We start from the raw sequence: 18,258 nt of genomic DNA, 5'->3' as shown, positions 1-18,258 counted from the left end.
AAAATACGAATCTGTTATTTTAGAAAACTTCAAATACAAGTGTCCTTAATCATCGTCATTCACATCATAATAAACGACATCACTGGGCAGCTTAATGTTGGGAACCCATAGTTTTCGTCCGTTCCAGCCCTTTTCGCCTGTCATCTGGTAAACCGTCAGTACAACCTTATCCTGAACGGATGCACCCAGCTGCCAATCATTAGACGAGAGCATGGCACCTGTGCCTTTGGCTACGTTCCTATTTCTGCGAACAAGAAGTATGCCCTGGGAAGTAGGATTATCCGCTAACATTGAATTAATAATGCTGACAAAAGCATGGATTCGAAAATCAGATTCGGACGTCATATGGATGAGAATTTCAATCATCAGCCGCAAGCTTACCTGATAATAGTCTTCTGTATCATCAAACCGCTGCAGCAGCTGGTTCAGATCTTCAATGGTATTGTTATCTGGTGTAAATGGATAATAATTTGTACCGCCTGATATCATGCTCACCTTTTTATGATCCAGCACATTTTTTCTTGTCGGATTCAGTCCCTCTGGATAAAACATTTTGATATGCTTCAAGCCTCGTTCTACCTGAGAGATGATGGAGTTATTGGTCGCGTTGATGTCCGAAAATAATTTATAGAGTTCCTGACCGATAAAAACTCGCATAAGGCCTTGATCTCGATCATATCCAAACATGCGGCTGTGCTGCCACATCGTATCAGCTTGTGGTTTTTTAGCAGTACGCGTGTAGAAAATCGTATGCAGCCCGGGGAAAGTAACTCCCCTTCCCAAGGTATTGCCACCAATGATAATATTCGAACCACTCTCATACTGTTCACTGGTAACGGTTGAGGAACCATTCATTACAAGCACATTTACCTGATGGTTGATCAACAAACGTTTGATGTTAGCATAGACATTTTCAAACGATTTGCGCTCGTATTTTTCGGGCTGTGCTCGGTCAAACTCTTGTCTTAACGCGAGTATGAAAGCAGGATCATCAATATTCTCCGTACAAAACTGAAGCTCCCGATAGACTTCATTCTGAAATTGGGTATGGACTGCCTGACGAACACTTGGATGAATCAAAAAGTTGCAGACCTTGCCACCTGAGATTAAAATCTGACTGGAAGCCATTAGGTGGGAAATTACAGCAGCTTTTAATGGATTTTCACTTGTGTCAGTGAATACGACAGATCTTGGCTCCTCGTATTGAGGAAAGAAAAAATCGCCCCCAAGATAACCACGTCCAGGGCGGAAATAGTATGTAAAATAGGGGTGCCAGCCCGATGCCATCGTTTGCAGTAGAATCGCTTGCGGTGTTCCGGTTACTTGGAGATATATGCTGCATGCCGCTCTTGATTTGATTTCATCCAGATATTTATTAATGGAAGACTTCCGGCTTTTGTTCACAAGCGTGTTTAATGAGGCAGCATCGGCCTCGTCATCAATGATAAACAATGCATTGCCCTTCATAAAGCCGGTGGAAGCTAATATATTGGACCACTGCCTTAGGGTATTCACATTTTTCTTCAAAACAATAATGGTAGGTTTCATGAGCGAATTTCTGTTAAATGTCTCGGAATCGTATTCGTCACAAATACAGAACTGCTGCAGGTCAGTCCTGACTCGATGAATCGTTTGCTGCTGAAGAAGAACATTGTCAGTTGTTAAAATAATAAATACCGGAAATCCTAAATCTGAAGCCGCTGCAACAAGTCCAAACATTTGGCCGGTCTTGCCGGACTGAACATTTCCAAAAAGTAATCCTACTTCATGGTCACAGAACGAAAAGTTCTCTAAATATGCAGGAACAACGTCATTGACCGTTTTTTGGATAGATTCAGCCAGCTGCACATTTCCCCGCTCTATAATGGTTTGGAGATAAGATTCTAAATAGCTCATAGCAGCAGCTCCCTATCGTCATTGGTATGCGGTAAAAAGGAGAGCAGCCAAACATCAATTTCTGTACCGTTGTCAATCGTTGTTGTTAATGCTGTTTTGGTCAGTGTAAGGCTCTTTCTCCCATACTTTTCAAGTGTTTCTTCGGTAATCAGACCCTCGAATAACGTATCTGCTTCTACCTGGTTTATGGATTCGATCAATCCTGCAGCCGCAAGACGGCCTTTAATCCAGCGTCCCATAATCTTCAGATCGTCTTTGGAGTAGAGGTTTTTATTATTCTGTCCACAGGTCCATACTTGAAATTTCCAACCGTCATCTGTTACGACCATAAACGGTACTTGATACTCTGGATATCCCGGTAAGTCTCTAATTTCTTTGCCAACTACAATCTCAACTTCCCACCATACACGTTTACGTCCTCTTGCATAACACACGTTGATGTTAGAACCCCGCATTTGGGGATCATCATGGTTGGAAGGCACCTTTAAAGGAATCTCGAACGAAATGTCAGTCTTTTGATTCTGATATGCAGTAACCTCATCCGAGGAAACCCTTGTAACAAATTCTTGATCTACTAATTCACGATTTACTTCACGAAGGAGCTTTATATGTACATCCTGAATTGGAACGGAGCAGTTTGGTCGTTTTAGTTTGCTAATAATACCTGTTAATTCCTCTATTTCTTCGGGAACCTCAGTCACTGCCGCGACCTCGTATTGACGTAAGTTGGATGCTTCCAGTTTAATAGCGCCTAAGTTTTGAGAACCGATGATTCCCGCTATGGGCTGGCCTTCTTTGTAAAAAGTATAAAGTTTACCATGATAACTAAAGGCTCTTACAATTCGCACTTCACCGTCGATATCAGAGTTCTGCCATGCCTCGTGAAGGGATACAGCTGTATGATATGTACCTTCTGGCATTCCCTCTAAGAAATACATTCCGATGGTTAAACAAACTTTTTTGATACGATATTCCTCAACAATCCTGCCCAGCTCTTTAAGTGAGGCCTTTGATACATAACCAACGGCAATTTCCAAGTGGTCACATGATGAAGCTGCTTCATTAAAATAATCGATAAATGCTTTCTGAGGATCTTCTATACGGAGCGGCAAAATATCTGAACATAGTAATCTCATGTCTATGATGATCTCCAATCCTATTTCATTGTGCTATTCGTTATGTGCATTCCAGCATAAATAAAAATATTACCTCCCATAGGAATCGGAGGGAGGTAATAGTATTCATTTCATACAATAACAAGTTCCTTAAGTGTAGTCTGGCTGAGCAGCTGATCAATGTCCCATTTGGGCTTCACGGATTCGTATGACACACCAGCGTACGTTTTGAGAACGGATTCTACGATGACTTTCGCACCTAATGGTGGTACGGCCATGCCGACCTGCATTCTGACGCTTTCTTTGCCACCTGTGAAAATGAAATCATCAGGAAACGTTTGAATTCTGGCCCGTTCTCTGTTGCTTAAAGCGCGGGGTTCAGACCAATGATACATATGGGTTCCACCGCCTCCGCTTCCTGTAACAGTATAGGAGGGTGAATCTGGATGGAGACGTCTGTAGATTTGACTCATGCGGGCACCCTTCACATTCAGCTGCAAAGATTCAGGGATTCCCTGGTACCACGCGTTCTCGCCAGGAGGGATATGGTTGAGCATATCAATGACCTTCTGTGTATGGCGGGTGAATTCGTGATTGTAAGCGTCTGATGATATTGGAGGATCAAGCAGAGCATCTGAAGCTGTACGATAGGGCAGCGCTCTTCCCGGTCCATGAGTTGGGGCTGGGACATGATACTCCATATTCAAGTCATCTCTAAAGCCAATAATGATAATTCTCTGTCTGGCCTGCGGGACACCGTAGTCAGCAAAATTGTATAAGTGTGGAGTTAGACGATAGCCGGCATCTCTCATCTCTTTGAGAATTTGAATAAAGGCCTGTCCGTCGTTCGCACTTTGTAATCCGCCAACGTTCTCTGCAATGAACCACTTCGGTCGATAATGGTTTAGGACTTTAATACCGTAAGTGTATAGAGGGCCGAAGGTACCGTCTATTCCTTTTTTCTCTCCAACTAGCGAAAAATCGTTACACGGGAATCCATATATGAAACAATCAATCTCTCCAAGCTGCGTCAGGTCCAGTTCACGAACATCTCCATGATGTACAGTTTCTGGTTGATTCGGGCATATATTATGCCGATAGGTGTTGCAAGTATCTTCTTTGTAGTCATTGGACCATTTATGTTTTACGCTGTATTCAGTCCCATTGGCTGTCACCTTAGCCATCGCGGCGCCAAGCGCAAATCCACCAGGTCCGTTAAACAATTCGCCCTTTTTAAACTCCATGAATAGGACCTCCTTACATACAATCTATTATACCATGAATAAGAACTCTTGTTCTTAAATATCAGAAGAAACATGAATTTTTCACGTGCGTAATGATATATTAAAGATTAACATAGAATTAGCTGGTTTTGCAGCTGTTTTTGATAGAGAGGCGAATTTCATAAGTTGGAAGAGGATATATGACTTGATGCTGGATTCATCCCCTCTTGAAATAGCGTGTTTGAAATACATACGGATGATGGGCATCTATTTTCACAGCGGCTGGGGGTTTCTTGGAAGAACGGGTTGAGAATAAACATCTTAGAGACTATGGAAGAAATAAAACTAGGGCATACAAGATAGACCAAGGCACGTACTGTATGGATTTTAGTTTATAAATTTATCGAAAGGCAGTGACTGCACATGAGCGAAAAACACTGGCTTGCCGTACAGTATCCGCTGAAGAGTGCGAAGGGCAGCAAGCGGGATCAATGGTTGAAAGAGAAGGTGATGGAATACTTGGATGCTGCTCTGACTGAGCATGAGCTGGGGGAAGTCGATGGATGTGATCAGGGAAGCAGTACAGTCGATCCAGCGAAATATGTAATGAACATCTTCTGTGTGGTCACCGACGAAGAACGGGCGATAGCCCTGGTCAAAAAAGTGCTGCGGGAGAGCCGGCTGGATTACACCCGCCTCCAGATTGGTACCATGCCTTACGGCACAGAAGGAAACTATACGCTGAAATATGCTTCCAAAAAGGGTGTTACCGAATTCTCGCTTTAGATCTACGAGACGAGACTGCGGACGAAACGAAGCTTACGCTTACTTATATTTGTATTCACCTGCGTATCCCCTGCTTGTCTCCTCACCTCTCAAGATATCATTGGAGCGATCTTCACATCTCATAGTGAAGGTCGCTTTTTTAAATCCGTCTGACGTTCCACCCTTCTCTGCCAGCATCATAGGCCCAACCTACTTCACTAACCTAAACCAGCAGAAAGCGATAAAAATAGTTGAGGGTCCACCAGAACCAGGCATATAATATACAATTGTATAAAATCCGAGAGAGCATCAAGCCCCGGAATCTGAGCTAACGGAGGGTCTAATGTTGAAAAGGAAGTTTAATCTACCATTTCGTTTGAAAGAGCTTATGCTGCGCAAGCCCAAGACACTCGCTTTTAAAATCCCCTTTGCGTACTTTGTCATTATTCTGCTAACGGTGGCGTTCAGTGCCCTGGTATTGAACCGGATTTCGGAAAATGACGCGCAGCAGAAGATCAACGAAGCATCTCTGCAGACGATTACGTCCATCCAGACCAACGTGGATCTCATGATGGAGAACGTGAACAATTACTCGAAAATGATCTTCTCCGATCCCAACCTGCAGAACTTGCTTCGGCAGGGGAATGTGTATTCCAATTTGCAGACACAGTCCAAGGTCAGCGCGTATTTAACCAATCTTATGCAAGCGGTTCCAATTATTGATTCGGTCTATATTTACGACAATTCGGGGCATCGATTTTCGGTAGGTACGCAGGAGTGGCCTGCATTTCTTGAAGCTAACGTGGAGGATGCGCCTTGGTATGAGCAGGCATTAAATTACAAAGGGCGATATCTGCTCAGACTCAATGGCGGCGACAATACGATCGTGGAGAACGACAGCAATGATATCAAAAATAACAGCAAAATTGCAGCCAACACGAAGAGCACAGAAAAAGAGAAAGTCGTTTCTTTCATTCGTTTGATGCGGGATCTGGATGATACCTCCCCGCTCGGGTTCCTTGTCATGAACATTAAGGAGAAGTCTATAGCTCAGGCCTATGCCAATCTGCCGGCACAGGATTCGTTTCAGGTGGCTATTTTGGACGAGCATCAGCAAGTCATTGCCAGCAATTCAACTGCGCCGAAAGAATCCGTACCTGCAGCATCTGAAGCTGAAGCATCTACGCCTGCGGCTCAGAAACAAGCAGGTATACACAGCATTTTGGAAGCCAACAAAGCTGAGTTAAAACAAGCATTTCAAGAGCAGCCCTCTGGCTCCATAATGCTGCATTCGGGTGGTCAGGATTATGTGGTGACCTACCGCTCTGCTGGTGAAAATCAGTGGAAATACGTCAGTATAAGTCCATCTCGTGCGGCAGACACGCGTAATAAATCCTTGGTTTTTCTAGCCCTCATGCTGCTGGCAGTGAACGGGTCTGTATTTTTCATCAGCTCTTTCATCATCTCCCGCAGTGTTATCAAGCCGATTCACAAACTGCTTCGTTCCATGCAAAAAGCGCCAAGCGGCAATTTTCGCAAAGTCAAAGTTGAGCTGAACAGTTACGAATTCGAACAGCTGTATAGTGGATACAACCAGATGATTGAGCAGATCGATCAGATGCTGAGGCGCATTATTCAGGAACAGCAGCTGATCCGCCGAGCTGAGCTGAACATGCTGCAGGCGCAGATCAAGCCGCATTTTCTGTACAACACACTGGATTCGATCACTTCCCTCGCGATGTCGGGCATGAACGACAAGGTGTGCGAGATGCTGGAGGCTCTCGGAAGTTACTATCGGCTTAGTGTGAGCAAAGGCAATGAAGTCATTACACTGCAGGAAGAGGTCGAGATTGTACGTCATTATCTGACCATTCAGCAGGTTCGATATCCGGATGTGTTCGAAGTGCAGTTCGATATAGCTCCAGACTGCGAGCAGGTGATGATGCCCAAGCTGGTACTGCAGCCGCTGGTGGAAAATTCACTGTATCACGGTATTCGTGCCAAAGGCAGTTCAGGCATTATACGTATTCAGGCCCGGCAGACGGCGGATGCTGTCACAGTGACCATCTTTGACGATGGGGCGGGTATGTCCGAGGAACAAATGAAGCAGATCCAGTGTACAGAGAAGAACATAGTCAACGTGCCGTTATCAAAGTCGATACAGGCTGATCCCCTTCATTCCTGTTATCTTAATGACCAGACAGATCCCACCAATGCTCCGGATTCCTATAAATCTTCTTCGCCGCTGACTCCAGCACCTAACCCTAATGCGAACTCTCATGTAAATGCCAGCTTTGGCCTCTGGGGAACGGCGGAGCGGCTGCGAATATTCTATGATCGAGAAGATGTGTTGAATCTGGAGAGTGCTCCAGGAAAGGGCACCACTATAACGATTACGATTCCGAAGGGAGAAGGTACATTATGGAGCCATTAAAAGTTTTGATTGTAGATGATGAATATCTCATCCGAAATCTGCTGCGTATGCGTATCGATTGGCAGGAGCAGGGCATGACCATTGTTGGCGAAGCTTCCGATGCTGCAGAGGCACTGCAGCAGGTTGAGCTGCTGCGGCCGGACATCGTGTTCACAGATATCTATATGCCGCGGATGGATGGGATTGAGCTGAGTGGATTGATTCTGGAGCGATATCCCAACGTCAAAATCGTAGTTGTGACAGGACATAACGAATTCGAATATGCACGTCAGAGTATCAAGCTGGGCATATCCGATTTTATTTTAAAACCAATTCGTGCCTCCGAGTTATTACATGTTACAGCCAAGCTGCGAGCGGGCATTGAACAGGAGAAAGGGCGCGAATATGAACTGGCTAAGCTGCGGGAAGAAATGAAGCGCAGTCTGCCGTATCTCAAGGAAAGATTCGTGAATCAATGGCTCCAAGGCCTGATGCATGAGGATGAAGTACGGGAGCAGGTGCGTTTCTACGGCATTCCAATCGCTGCGGACCATCCGCAGTCTCGAATAGCCATCATCGAGGTACAGGCATCTGCACCTACACAAGCGGAGACTGCTGCAGAGGAAGTCCAGATTTTGATGCGAATGGAGGGTTTGAAGCACGTACAGGCCTATTACCAGCAGGATATATACACAATCATTGTCATGGACACACATAATCGTATTGTCATTCTCGCGACCAACCCTGATGCCAAGCTAACCGAGCAGGCTGAGCAGCTTCTGGAAGAACTTCGATGTCTGCTTAAGGTTGACGGTACTGAGGCAGACGTAACGATCGGGATCGGACAGCTGTACTCCGGGTGGGGGAGAGTCTGCACTGCTTACCGTGAAGCTTGTCGTGCTCTGGATTACCAGACGTTTGCGGGGAAAAACCAGGTCATCTGCTTCGAGGATCTCGTGATCCAAAGCGATAAACGCAGCCAGCCGTATCGATCGGATAAAGGACTTCTAGAGCAGCTGCAGTTCTGCATCAGTGTTGGTGCTGGTGAGGAAGCTGCGTCTTTACTTGAACAGATCCTAGCTGCCCCATTCTCCAACGCAGCCCAGTTCCGCATGGCAGCCATGGATGTGGTTACGGAGTGCCAGCGTGCCGTTATGGAACAGCAGCTTGAGGGTGAAGAGGTGTTCAACAAAGAAGCGGTTACCCGGATGTTTATGGCAGAGCATCTACCCGAGCTGAGAATGATGTTAGAGCAGCATGTTCGCGCGGTCGCGGATGTTATTCAAGCAAAACGTCAAGCCAAGGAAGGCAATCTGATTGATCAGATTAAGGCATATCTTGAAGAGCAGATGGGCAATGCGGAAGTGGGGCTTTCGAGTACGGCTGCAGCTTTTTATGTGAGTCCGGGCCACTTGGGGCGGCTGATGAAAAAAGAAACCGGCCAGACCTTTGTGGAATATTTAACACAGCTTCGGATGAAAAAAGCAGAATCGCTGCTGAAGCAGACTGATTTGAAAGGGTACGAGATCGGAGAGCAGGTAGGCATCCCGGACCCGCATTATTTCAGCGTGCTGTTCAAAAAACATGTCGGCCGATCAATGAATGAATATCGGAACGTCAGAAGTTAACCTTATAATTTATTCAATGGTCACGCTTTCATTTGTGTTTGAATATTACAACAAAATGCCTGTTTTCTAAATGGAGAACATCGCGTCCAATTACTAAAATGTGGATAGAACCAATACAAAGATCAGGGAGGTCATATGATGAAAGCGCTATTAAAGAAATCTTTAAGTCTGTTTCTGGCTCTGGGGCTTACAGGAAGTCTGGCGGCATGTTCGTCCGGATCATCCGGCGGGGCACAGGGGGAGAGCAATGGCAAGATCAAACTGACACTGTGGGATCAATCCGTTGGCACGACGGACCCATCAGCCAAGCTGCTGCCAGAGATTGTTGAGAAATGGAACAGCGAGCATCCCGACATCCAGGTTGAACGTACAGGCACAACTGGCGAACAATACAAGACCAAGGTTAAAACATCTATCGCAGCGGGGGAATCACCAGACTTGTTCTACGGCATGGGTGGCGGCAGCTTTATGCAGCCGTATATTAAATCTGGTAACGTACTCGAAATTACAAGTTATCTGACAGACGATATCAAGGAGCGCATGGGCCCAGGGATGGCTGAAGCAATCAATATGGACGGCAAAATCTATACGCTTCCTGTGTACACACACATTGCCAACCTGTATGTGAATACAGAACTGTTCGAGCAGGCGGGTGCCAAAATTCCGACTACATATAATGAGCTATTAGATGCTGTGACCAAACTGAAGGCAGCAGGGATCACTCCGGCAGTAATCGGTGAGAAAGACCGCTGGCCGGGCATGTACTGGTATGACATGATTGCGATGCGTCAGGCAGGCAATGCGGCGGTGATTGAAGCGTTCAAAGATCCGTCCAAGTGGGACTCACCGGACTTTGTTGCGGCGGCAGCCAAGATGCAGCAGCTGGCTCAGGCCGGAGCATTCAACAGCAGTATGTTCAGTATGAGCTATGACGAGATGCTGGGGGCGTTTAATGCGGGCAAAGGAGCAATGATGTTCCAAGCCAACTGGGTCAATGCAGGCATTGAAGACCCGTCTTCCTCCGCAGTCAAAGGCAAAGTGAAGGTGATTCCATTCCCGGTATTTGAGGATGGCAAAGGCACCAGTACTGAAATCTTCGGCGGAGCAGTCGACGGTTTCTATATCAGCCAGACGACCAAGCATCCGAAGGAAGCTGCGGAATTCCTGATGTATCTGAGCGAGCAGCTCGGCACGCAGGGTTTCCTGGCGGGAGCGGGACTGCCAAGTTGGAAAACCGATTCACTCGACACCTCCAGCTTGTCCTCTCTCGATCTGTCTGCGGCCGATATCATGAAAACGGCAACGTCGTTCATCGCTTGGTGGGATAACATTCTGCCTGCCGAGTCTGCCGAGGCACATAAAAATCTGATTGCCCAGCTGCTGGCTGGTGACGTGACACCGGAAGAATTCTGCAAACAAATGGCGCAGCTGAAACCAACGGAGCTGAGTCTGTAGGTTAAACTGGCAGCGAGCTTAGGCAAATCTGTACGCGGGCAAGCTGATAAACCCTAACATGTCCTTACAGATCTCTGAGTGAAGCTGCTGGAGTGTCCTATCTGACGTATAGGCTTTCTTGTAAATTTAGACTTCCCAAGCCTAACCCATTTGCCATCTATAACAATGAAAATAAAGCCCTAACAAGGCGTGGTCCGGAATATTCCGGTCACGCCTTTGAGAGGAGAAGAGCAATGAACTCTGTATTTTCCAATAAAGGCACGATTGCTGTCTTTGTCCTGCCTACGCTGATTCTGTTCTGCGGCATTGTGCTGATTCCGATCTTTGTCTCCAGTTATTACAGTTTGCTCGATTGGAATGGTGTAGGGAAAGGCGCATTTATCGGCCTGGACAACTATGTAGAGATGTTTAAGGATACTCGCGTGACCAACTCCATCAAAAACTCCCTGCTGTTTGCAGGTGCCTCCGTATTCATTCAGCTGCCGATCTCGCTGGTGCTTGCATTAATACTGGCATCTAACGTGAAGGGGGAAGGCTTCTACCGGACTGTATACTTTATTCCTGTATTGATCTCGACGGTAGTTATAGCCCAGCTGTGGTCGAAAATCTACAATGCCGATTACGGTCTGTTGAACGTACTGCTGCAGCATATAGGTTTATCCAGCTGGGCGCAGGATTGGCTGGGTCAGAAGGATACGGCCCTGGCAGCTTCCTTCATTCCAACCCTCTGGCAGTACATGGGATATCATATGCTGCTGATGTATGCGGGAGCCAAATCCGTATCTCAGGATGTATTGGAAGCGGCACGAATTGACGGAGCTTCCCGCCTGCGTGTGGCTTGGTCCATTATGATTCCGCTGATGAAACCGATTCTGAAGGTGTGCCTTGTATTTTCCGTGATCGGGGCATTCAAGGTGTTCGACTTGATTTATGTACTGACAGGCGGTGGACCATTCTACAGCACGGAGGTACCGAGCACGCTGATGTACGCTACGATTTTTGATACATTCCGGTACGGATATGGCAGTGCAATCTCGGTCTTTATCATTGTGGAATGTCTGGTGTGTACCATCCTCATTAATTCATTATTCAAGACAGAGTAGAGGGGAGGAAGAGTTATGAGTACGATGGATGTTATGCTGCAAAAAAAGACCCGGCCAGAGCGTTCCGGCGGCGGAACCATCGGCAAAGTGCTGCTGCAGGCATTTTTGATTCTTATCGCAATTATTCAGATCTACCCGTTGATCTGGCTGGCACTGTTCTCCCTGAAGGATAACAGTGAGATTTTTAGCGGAGATGTGGCTGGGCTGCCCAAAGCCTTTCTATGGAGCAACTATACCAAGGCACTCTCTGACGGGCATGTACTGAACTATTTTATGAACAGCGTGCTGGTCACGGTAGTCTCGATCGTGCTGGTGCTAATCCTGTCCTCGATGACGGGGTACGCAATTACTAGAATGAACTGGAAGCTCAGCGGGCTGACCATGACGATGATTCTCATGGGTATGATGGTGCCGATTCATGCGGCGCTGCTGCCGCTGTTTATTATTTTGAAAAACCTGGGCCTGCTCAACAGCTATTGGGCCTTGATCATCCCCTATGTGGCCTTCGGTATTCCGATGGCGGTTTTCATTCTGGGCAGTTTTTTCAAAGGCATCCCGAGAGAGATGGAGGAGTCGGCAGTCATTGACGGCTGCGGGATATACCGGACATTTTTCTCTATCATTCTTCCTCTCGTGACCCCGGCGATCTCTACGGTAGCGATTTTCACGTTTTTGTCATGCTGGAATGAGCTGATGTTTGCCGTCACGTTTATTAATAACACAGCCTATCAGACACTCACAGTCGGCATGATGTCGATGGTTGGGACGTACATTACGCAGTGGGGGATTATCGGAGCGGGTCTTATGATTACGACAGTGCCGACAGTTGTGATCTACCTGCTGCTCAATAAACAGGTGCAGAAAAGTATGATTGCAGGTGCAATCAAAGGTTAGTTTTAAAAAAAAGGAAAATCGAAGCGTTCACCTCAAAGCTTTCTGCAAGAAAGCTGCATCGGAGGCATAAGCTTATCACGGGATTTCTCACTGATTAAAGAAGAGAATCAAAAGATCTGGGGATAACAGCTCGGAGCGTTATTCTGTCATTAAAGTGTCCGTGTAAACATATCAAGTTCAACCTATATGGACTAGACCCTGGCTCACAGCCGTGGAATAATAAGGTGGAGTTGATCCGAGCAGTCAGAGAGGGGAATGTGGTTACATGATGGAACATTCGTTAGTCGAGCAGGTATCTGTGCAGGAAAAGGTTGTGGCCTTTACGTTTGATGATGGTCCACATCCGGTATACACCCATCAAGTGCTGGAAATCTTACGCCGTGCAGGCGGGCATGCGACATTTTTCATGATTGGTAAAGAGATGGAGGCATATCCCGATATTGCGGCAGAGGTGCACCGTGAAGGGCATGAGATTGCCAATCATACATACACGCATCCGAACCTCACTGAGCTTACGCTGGAAGAGGCCGAAAAGGAGCTGCAGCAGGCTGAACGTCTTATTCAAGAAGTCACGGGCAGTGCAGCCCGCAGCTTCAGACCTCCATATTTTGGTGTGAATGAGGACATTCTGGCCCTGGCTGCTGAGCATGGATATCACTCCATTGCTGCGGTGAACGGTGGTGCACAGGATTGGGACAATCCCGGGGTTGAACACATTTTGAAGCATACCCGTTCCGTGGTAAAGCCCGGCAGTGTATTGATCTTCCATGACGGATACGGGGATCGTTCCCAGACCGTAGAAGCCGTGCGTGTGCTGGTGGAAGAACTGACAGCGCAAGGGTATCGGTTAGTTACAGTGAGTGAACTGCTGAAATTGGCGAAGTGAGTGCTGTAGGTTGTAAGATGAAGTGGCATTAATTAGAGCAGGCCCATCATTCTATAGAATGAGTGGGTCTTTTTTTGATTTGGGAAGATTCCCTCCATATGAAATATCGAAATGAAATGTTGAACTGAAAAGTCACGGAAAGTTTCATTGGGCGTATTACTCTTTCAAGGTTTTCATATGTTAACAGGAGAGGATATTCGGGTATGTTAAGGGTTAATGCAGCCTGCGGTGGAGCCTGGTTTCATCTCAAGCGGGATCATCGCACTTCATTTTACTTTACAACCGTATCTACTCTATAATAGTAGGCTAAACTAGACTGCGTCAGGAGGAAACTATGGATTTTATCAGAAAACAGCTAGAGGAACTTGGCATGACCGAACCCTCCATCGGGTATCTTTCCAATATTATTATGATCATTTTTATTGCGCTCGTCTCGATGATTGCCAATTACATCGCCAAAAGACTTGTTCTGAAGACCGTGCATCGGATTGTGAGCCATAATCGGTTCAAATGGGGGCACATCGTCGTTCAGAAGAAGCTGTTTCAGAGATTATCACACCTCGTACCGGCTGTTATCATCTATTATACGGCGTACGTTTTCCCGGCCTATCAGGCTTTAATTGAAAAAGCGGCAATGACTTACATGATTGTCATCATGATTACGGTGCTGAATGCGCTGCTTAATGTATTTGACGATATTTATCGTACCTATGAAGTGTCTAAAATTCGTCCGATCAAGAGTTATATTCAAGTAGCTAAGATCGTTCTGTTCATCATTGGTGGCATTATCGTGATCTCCAGTCTGGTCGGACAGAATCCGTTGATTATTCTCAGTGGACTAGGGGCTTTATCGGCAGTATTGATGCTCATCTTCAAAGACTCTATTCTGGGTCTGGTCGCTGGTGTGCAGCTGTCGTCCAATGACATGGTGCGTGTAGGCGATTGGATCGAGATGCCGAAATACAACGCGGATGGGGATGTTATCGACATCACTCTGAATACGGTGAAAGTCATGAATTTTGATAAAACGATCACCATGATCCCCAGTTACGCACTGATATCAGACTCGTTCCGAAATTGGAGAGGCATGCAGGTGTCGGGCGGCAGAAGGATCAAGCGAAGTGTTTATATCGATATCAGCAGTATCCGTTTCTGCAATGAAGAGATGGTGGCCGAGTTCGAGAAGATTCACTATTTGGCCGATTATGTCACGTCGAAATTAAAGGAAATCGAGGCGTACAATATCGAACACGAAGTGAACCGGGAAAGTAATGTGAATGGCAGACAGCTCACGAATATTGGTGTGTTCCGCGAATATATCCATCAATATTTGAGACATCATCCGAAGATTAACAAAGATATGACGATGATTGTCAGACAGCTCGCCCCTGAGGATCGGGGGCTGCCTCTTGAGATTTATGCCTTTAGTAATGACACCAACTGGGCTGTGTATGAGAATGTGCAGGCAGATATTTTTGACCATATCTTTGCGGTTGCATCAACGTTTGGACTGCGTGCTTTCCAGAATCCAACAGGCCATGATATTGTGCAGCTTAAGGACACCAAAGAGTACGTACGTGAATATTGATGGGCAGCCAAGTCTATTGAATTGCGGTTTATTGATGTTCAAATATGCTGGAACGATTCTTATATAGTCCTAATACAGCCGTGTAATACAGCTCCAATACGCAGCTCATAAGATATTCAAATAAGCTATCAACCTCTCCGGTTGATGGCTTTTTGTCTATGATATAATAGGGCATATTTTAAGGACGTAGAACGAACCGATGAAGGGAAAGACAGGAGGTAAGATGGATGAGGGGATCTATGGAATGGAACAGCCGCATCGAGCAGTGGAGTAGGTCGGCCGTGCGGCTGCAGTATATTCAGTCTTATCGTGCGCAGCATGAGGTAGTCCCGAATTTGTTCGAGCTTGCAGCACATACAGGATTCTTTTTCATTCTTACGCATGGAGAGATTGGAATAAGGATGTCTGATGCACGATATCGCTGCCGCTCACCTTACGTATTCCATGGAGCAGAAAACAAGAACATAAGTTTTGAAGTGTCGAATCAGACGGAGGAATGGGCCGGTTATCTGGTTTTATATTCAGTACTGTCTGCGTCGACCGAGGATCGGGAGGGTTTGGCCCATTCTTATGGTTTTGCGCCTTACACGCTTCTGCCGATTCAGGAAAAATGTGAAGCTATGGAACGCCTGTGGAAAAGCAATGAGCTGTTAGACCAGCTGCAAGCCCACTCCACGTTTTTGCCGTTGGTGCATGAGGTTATGAGCCAAAAGCTGCGGACACTTACGCCTACAGAGAGTATCAAACCTAACATCGTTACCGAGGCCATTCAGTATATTCGGGCACACTATAGGGAGCCGATTACAGCGGAGAAGCTGGCTGGCAGATATGACTGCAGTACAAGTTATCTATCTCGTTTATTCCGAAATCAGATTGGGCTGGGGCCAATCGAGTATCTGATCCATGAGCGTATCTACCGTGCCAAGCAGCTGCTTTTGAAGTCGGACGCACGAATTCAGGACGTTGCAGGCAGGGTGGGGTATGCAGATGTATATTATTTCAGTCGATTATTCAAAAAACACACCGGTCGTTCTCCGCTGCAGTTTCGCACGGAACATAAGCCAGCCGCTCAGGTTCAGAATAATCCATTACGCCGTTTGGAATCGTCCATTGTTTCCCTTCCCTTTCATTCTCATAATGAGAATGAGTCTTATTATCAATGGGATAAGGAAGGGGATACATCCATGTTTCGATTTTCAAGACCTGCCTTTGGAGCCATGATGGTATTATGTACATCGTTGATTCTTAGTGCATGTCAGGCAAGCAATTCCACAGGAGGGGGTGCGGCAGCTCAAGAGCCTGCAAGCCAAACGGCGACGGCGACCGCATCAGACAGCACTGCATCGGAAACGAGGATGTACAAGCACCTCAAAGGGGAGACCGAAATTCCTGTGCATCCACAGCGTGTCGTCAGTTTCTTTCATCTGGGTGAGCTTGTCGCACTTGGCGTGAAGCCGGTGGGTACAACGACGTATGTTTTGGAAAATCCACACATTAGCGATAAGACAGGCATTACCGATATCGGCATTCCGCCAGATGCGGAGAAAATTCTGTCCCTGCAACCAGACTTGATTGTAACAACACCTGCATTAGCCGAGATTGTGGAGGGGGGGTATGATGCACTGAGCAAGATTGCCCCAACCATTGTGATCGAGCAGAATAATGAACCCATCAAAGATATAGAGATGTTTGGTGATATTCTTGGTAAACAGGAAGAAGCGAAGCAGTGGAATGAGAAATTTAAAGCGAAAATCGCGGAGTACAAAGCGGAAATCAACCCTCATGTTCGTTCGGATGAAACGTTCTCTATATTAAACGTACGTCCAGATGCCCTTTTTGTATACGGAGATACCAATATGGGGGGCAATATTATTTATAAATATCTTGGATTGAAGCCGGCAGCCAAGGTAGAGTCCGACGTCATTCATGGCGAAACGTGGGAGGTATCCAGCGAGGTGATTCCCGAGTTTATCGGTGACCATCTGTTCCTGGCTGTGAATAAGGGTGCGGAGGACAAGCTTAAGGATGTACAGAAACTGATCGATGCCTCTCCAGCAGGAAAGGCAGGCCATGTGTACACTATTGATTTTGATCAGTTCCTTCCGAGTGACCCTGTTGCGGTAGAGAAACAGTTGGATATCATCACAGATTTAATTATCGGAAATGCTAAATAGAACGTGAGCTGCCTGAATTGATTCAAGCCGGCGTGAAGGGGTAGAATAACGAGAGAATGCTTTATATTTCCAGTCTTGCTCAGAAAAGATCATACTACCTTTTACAAAGGAGAGTTCTCGAATGAATCATATCCCGGAATACACGTTGAATGATGGCTTGAAAGTGCCTGCGATTGGTTTCGGTACGTACAGTTTGAAAGGGGAAGCAGGGGTTCGATCCATTGCGTCTGCGTTTGATGCAGGGTATCGCTTGATTGATACGGCATACAACTATGAAAATGAAGCTACAGTTGGTAGAGCAATCAAACAAAGCTCTATCGCGAGAGAGGAACTGCTCATTACCTCCAAACTGCCGGGCAGATATCATGCCTATGACAAAGCGTTGGTCGCGATTCAGGAGTCATTGTACAGAGCCGATCTGGACTATTATGATCTGTATCTGATCCACTGGCCTAATCCCAAGCAGGATATGTATGTAGAGGCATGGCAGGCTTTAATCGAAGCGAAAAAACGCGGATACATCCGCTCCATCGGTGTCAGCAACTTCCTGCCTGAGCACAATGAACGGCTGGTACAGGAGACGGGCGTCGCGCCAAGTTTGAATCAGATCGAGCTGCATCCGTTCTTCGATCAAGCGAAGCAGCGGGAGCAGGATGCAAAGCATGGCATTGTGAACGAATCCTGGAGTCCCATTGGACGCGGTAATGATGCTTTGCAGGATATTTTGAAGGACGAGAATATTATTCGCATTGCAGAAACGCATGGCAAAACACCAACACAGATTATATTGCGCTGGCATATTCAGCTTGGCTCTATTCCGATTCCTAAGGCCGGTTCCTTAGAACATCAGCAAGAGAATATTAATATTTTTGATTTCGAGCTGAACGCAGAGGAGATGCAGGTTATTGCTTCGTTTAATCGTGCGGATGGACGGTTGTGGAATCAAGACCCGAGTGAGTACGAGGAATTTTAAGAGATAACTGAGCATTTAAAATAGAACGCATACCAAAAGAGTGCCCTCGTCCATAAGGACAAGCGGCACTCTTTTTATAAATAGAACAATTTATTGGCTAGCAGCTAACAAGATTCCCGAACACGTCTGTGCTTGGACATCTTCT

At 46.3% G+C, this 18,258-nt stretch carries 13 protein-coding genes; 10 read left to right on the top strand and 3 right to left on the bottom strand.

Annotation, left to right across the window (positions count from 1 at the left end):
- Window positions 1–45: 45 nt before the first annotated feature.
- From ABXS70_RS25180 to ABXS70_RS25170, 3 genes are all read right to left on the bottom strand, one after another.
- On the bottom strand, window positions 46–1,896 hold the full coding sequence (locus ABXS70_RS25180; RefSeq protein WP_366291819.1) for a Z1 domain-containing protein: 1,851 nt from the start codon (window positions 1,894–1,896) through the stop codon (window positions 46–48).
- Entirely contained in the window at window positions 1,893–3,032 is a 1,140-nt protein-coding gene (locus tag ABXS70_RS25175) for a restriction endonuclease PLD domain-containing protein (RefSeq protein WP_366291816.1), read from the bottom strand. Before ABXS70_RS25175 ends, ABXS70_RS25180 begins: the two co-directional genes overlap by 4 nt.
- Window positions 3,033–3,142: 110 nt before the next feature.
- Complete coding sequence (locus ABXS70_RS25170) at window positions 3,143–4,255, bottom strand: DNA cytosine methyltransferase (RefSeq protein ID WP_366291813.1); 1,113 nt, start codon at window positions 4,253–4,255, stop codon at window positions 3,143–3,145.
- A 402-nt stretch (window positions 4,256–4,657) separates the two neighbouring features.
- On the opposite strand from ABXS70_RS25170, the gene ABXS70_RS25165 reads away from it, so the two are divergent.
- From ABXS70_RS25165 to ABXS70_RS25120, 10 genes are all read left to right on the top strand, one after another.
- Window positions 4,658–5,020, top strand: a complete 363-nt coding sequence (locus ABXS70_RS25165; RefSeq protein ID WP_366291810.1) for a hypothetical protein — start codon at window positions 4,658–4,660, stop codon at window positions 5,018–5,020.
- Between the two features lie 322 nt (window positions 5,021–5,342).
- The gene (locus ABXS70_RS25160) at window positions 5,343–7,433 is read left to right on the top strand and encodes a sensor histidine kinase (RefSeq protein WP_366291807.1); all 2,091 of its coding nucleotides are present in this window, start codon (window positions 5,343–5,345) and stop codon (window positions 7,431–7,433) included.
- Window positions 7,421–9,040, top strand: a complete 1,620-nt coding sequence (locus ABXS70_RS25155) for a response regulator (RefSeq protein WP_366291804.1) — start codon at window positions 7,421–7,423, stop codon at window positions 9,038–9,040. Before ABXS70_RS25160 ends, ABXS70_RS25155 begins: the two co-directional genes overlap by 13 nt.
- A gap of 135 nt (window positions 9,041–9,175) precedes the next feature.
- The gene (locus ABXS70_RS25150) at window positions 9,176–10,495 is read left to right on the top strand and encodes an extracellular solute-binding protein (protein WP_366291801.1); all 1,320 of its coding nucleotides are present in this window, start codon (window positions 9,176–9,178) and stop codon (window positions 10,493–10,495) included.
- A 233-nt stretch (window positions 10,496–10,728) separates the two neighbouring features.
- Window positions 10,729–11,598 (top strand): sugar ABC transporter permease, encoded by an 870-nt coding sequence (locus ABXS70_RS25145; RefSeq protein WP_342553738.1) that lies wholly within the window; start codon window positions 10,729–10,731, stop codon window positions 11,596–11,598.
- A 15-nt stretch (window positions 11,599–11,613) separates the two neighbouring features.
- The gene (locus ABXS70_RS25140) at window positions 11,614–12,492 is read left to right on the top strand and encodes a carbohydrate ABC transporter permease (protein WP_342553739.1); all 879 of its coding nucleotides are present in this window, start codon (window positions 11,614–11,616) and stop codon (window positions 12,490–12,492) included.
- Window positions 12,493–12,757: 265 nt separating this feature from the next.
- Window positions 12,758–13,378 (top strand): polysaccharide deacetylase family protein, encoded by a 621-nt coding sequence (locus ABXS70_RS25135; RefSeq protein ID WP_366291797.1) that lies wholly within the window; start codon window positions 12,758–12,760, stop codon window positions 13,376–13,378.
- 334 nt (window positions 13,379–13,712) lie between these two features.
- The gene (locus ABXS70_RS25130; RefSeq protein ID WP_366291794.1) at window positions 13,713–14,966 is read left to right on the top strand and encodes a mechanosensitive ion channel domain-containing protein; all 1,254 of its coding nucleotides are present in this window, start codon (window positions 13,713–13,715) and stop codon (window positions 14,964–14,966) included.
- A gap of 227 nt (window positions 14,967–15,193) precedes the next feature.
- Window positions 15,194–17,140 carry an AraC family transcriptional regulator gene (locus ABXS70_RS25125; RefSeq protein WP_366291791.1) on the top strand — a complete coding sequence of 649 codons (1,947 nt, stop codon included), beginning with the start codon at window positions 15,194–15,196 and terminating at the stop codon, window positions 17,138–17,140.
- 121 nt (window positions 17,141–17,261) lie between these two features.
- Entirely contained in the window at window positions 17,262–18,113 is an 852-nt protein-coding gene (locus ABXS70_RS25120; RefSeq protein ID WP_366291788.1) for an aldo/keto reductase, read from the top strand.
- Window positions 18,114–18,258: the final 145 nt, after the last annotated feature.

The sequence above is a fragment of the Paenibacillus sp. AN1007 genome (assembly GCF_040702995.1).
In the GTDB taxonomy this organism is placed as follows: Bacteria; Bacillota; Bacilli; order Paenibacillales; family Paenibacillaceae; genus Paenibacillus.
Note: the sequence above shows the minus strand (reverse complement) of the source record. Positions and strands in the feature narration are given on the sequence as shown.

What these genes read in the sequence shown, in the direction of transcription:
- ABXS70_RS25180 (WP_366291819.1), bottom strand. Translation starts at nt 1,896, where the DNA reads ATGAGCTATTTAGAATCTTATCTCCAAACCATTATAGAGCGGGGAAAT.
- ABXS70_RS25175 (WP_366291816.1), bottom strand. Translation starts at nt 3,032, where the DNA reads ATGAGATTACTATGTTCAGATATTTTGCCGCTCCGTATAGAAGATCCT.
- ABXS70_RS25170 (WP_366291813.1), bottom strand. Translation starts at nt 4,255, where the DNA reads ATGGAGTTTAAAAAGGGCGAATTGTTTAACGGACCTGGTGGATTTGCG.
- ABXS70_RS25165 (WP_366291810.1), top strand. Translation starts at nt 4,658, where the DNA reads ATGAGCGAAAAACACTGGCTTGCCGTACAGTATCCGCTGAAGAGTGCG.
- ABXS70_RS25160 (WP_366291807.1), top strand. Translation starts at nt 5,343, where the DNA reads ATGTTGAAAAGGAAGTTTAATCTACCATTTCGTTTGAAAGAGCTTATG.
- ABXS70_RS25155 (WP_366291804.1), top strand. Translation starts at nt 7,421, where the DNA reads ATGGAGCCATTAAAAGTTTTGATTGTAGATGATGAATATCTCATCCGA.
- ABXS70_RS25150 (WP_366291801.1), top strand. Translation starts at nt 9,176, where the DNA reads ATGATGAAAGCGCTATTAAAGAAATCTTTAAGTCTGTTTCTGGCTCTG.
- ABXS70_RS25145 (WP_342553738.1), top strand. Translation starts at nt 10,729, where the DNA reads ATGAACTCTGTATTTTCCAATAAAGGCACGATTGCTGTCTTTGTCCTG.
- ABXS70_RS25140 (WP_342553739.1), top strand. Translation starts at nt 11,614, where the DNA reads ATGAGTACGATGGATGTTATGCTGCAAAAAAAGACCCGGCCAGAGCGT.
- ABXS70_RS25135 (WP_366291797.1), top strand. Translation starts at nt 12,758, where the DNA reads ATGATGGAACATTCGTTAGTCGAGCAGGTATCTGTGCAGGAAAAGGTT.
- ABXS70_RS25130 (WP_366291794.1), top strand. Translation starts at nt 13,713, where the DNA reads ATGGATTTTATCAGAAAACAGCTAGAGGAACTTGGCATGACCGAACCC.
- ABXS70_RS25125 (WP_366291791.1), top strand. Translation starts at nt 15,194, where the DNA reads ATGAGGGGATCTATGGAATGGAACAGCCGCATCGAGCAGTGGAGTAGG.
- ABXS70_RS25120 (WP_366291788.1), top strand. Translation starts at nt 17,262, where the DNA reads ATGAATCATATCCCGGAATACACGTTGAATGATGGCTTGAAAGTGCCT.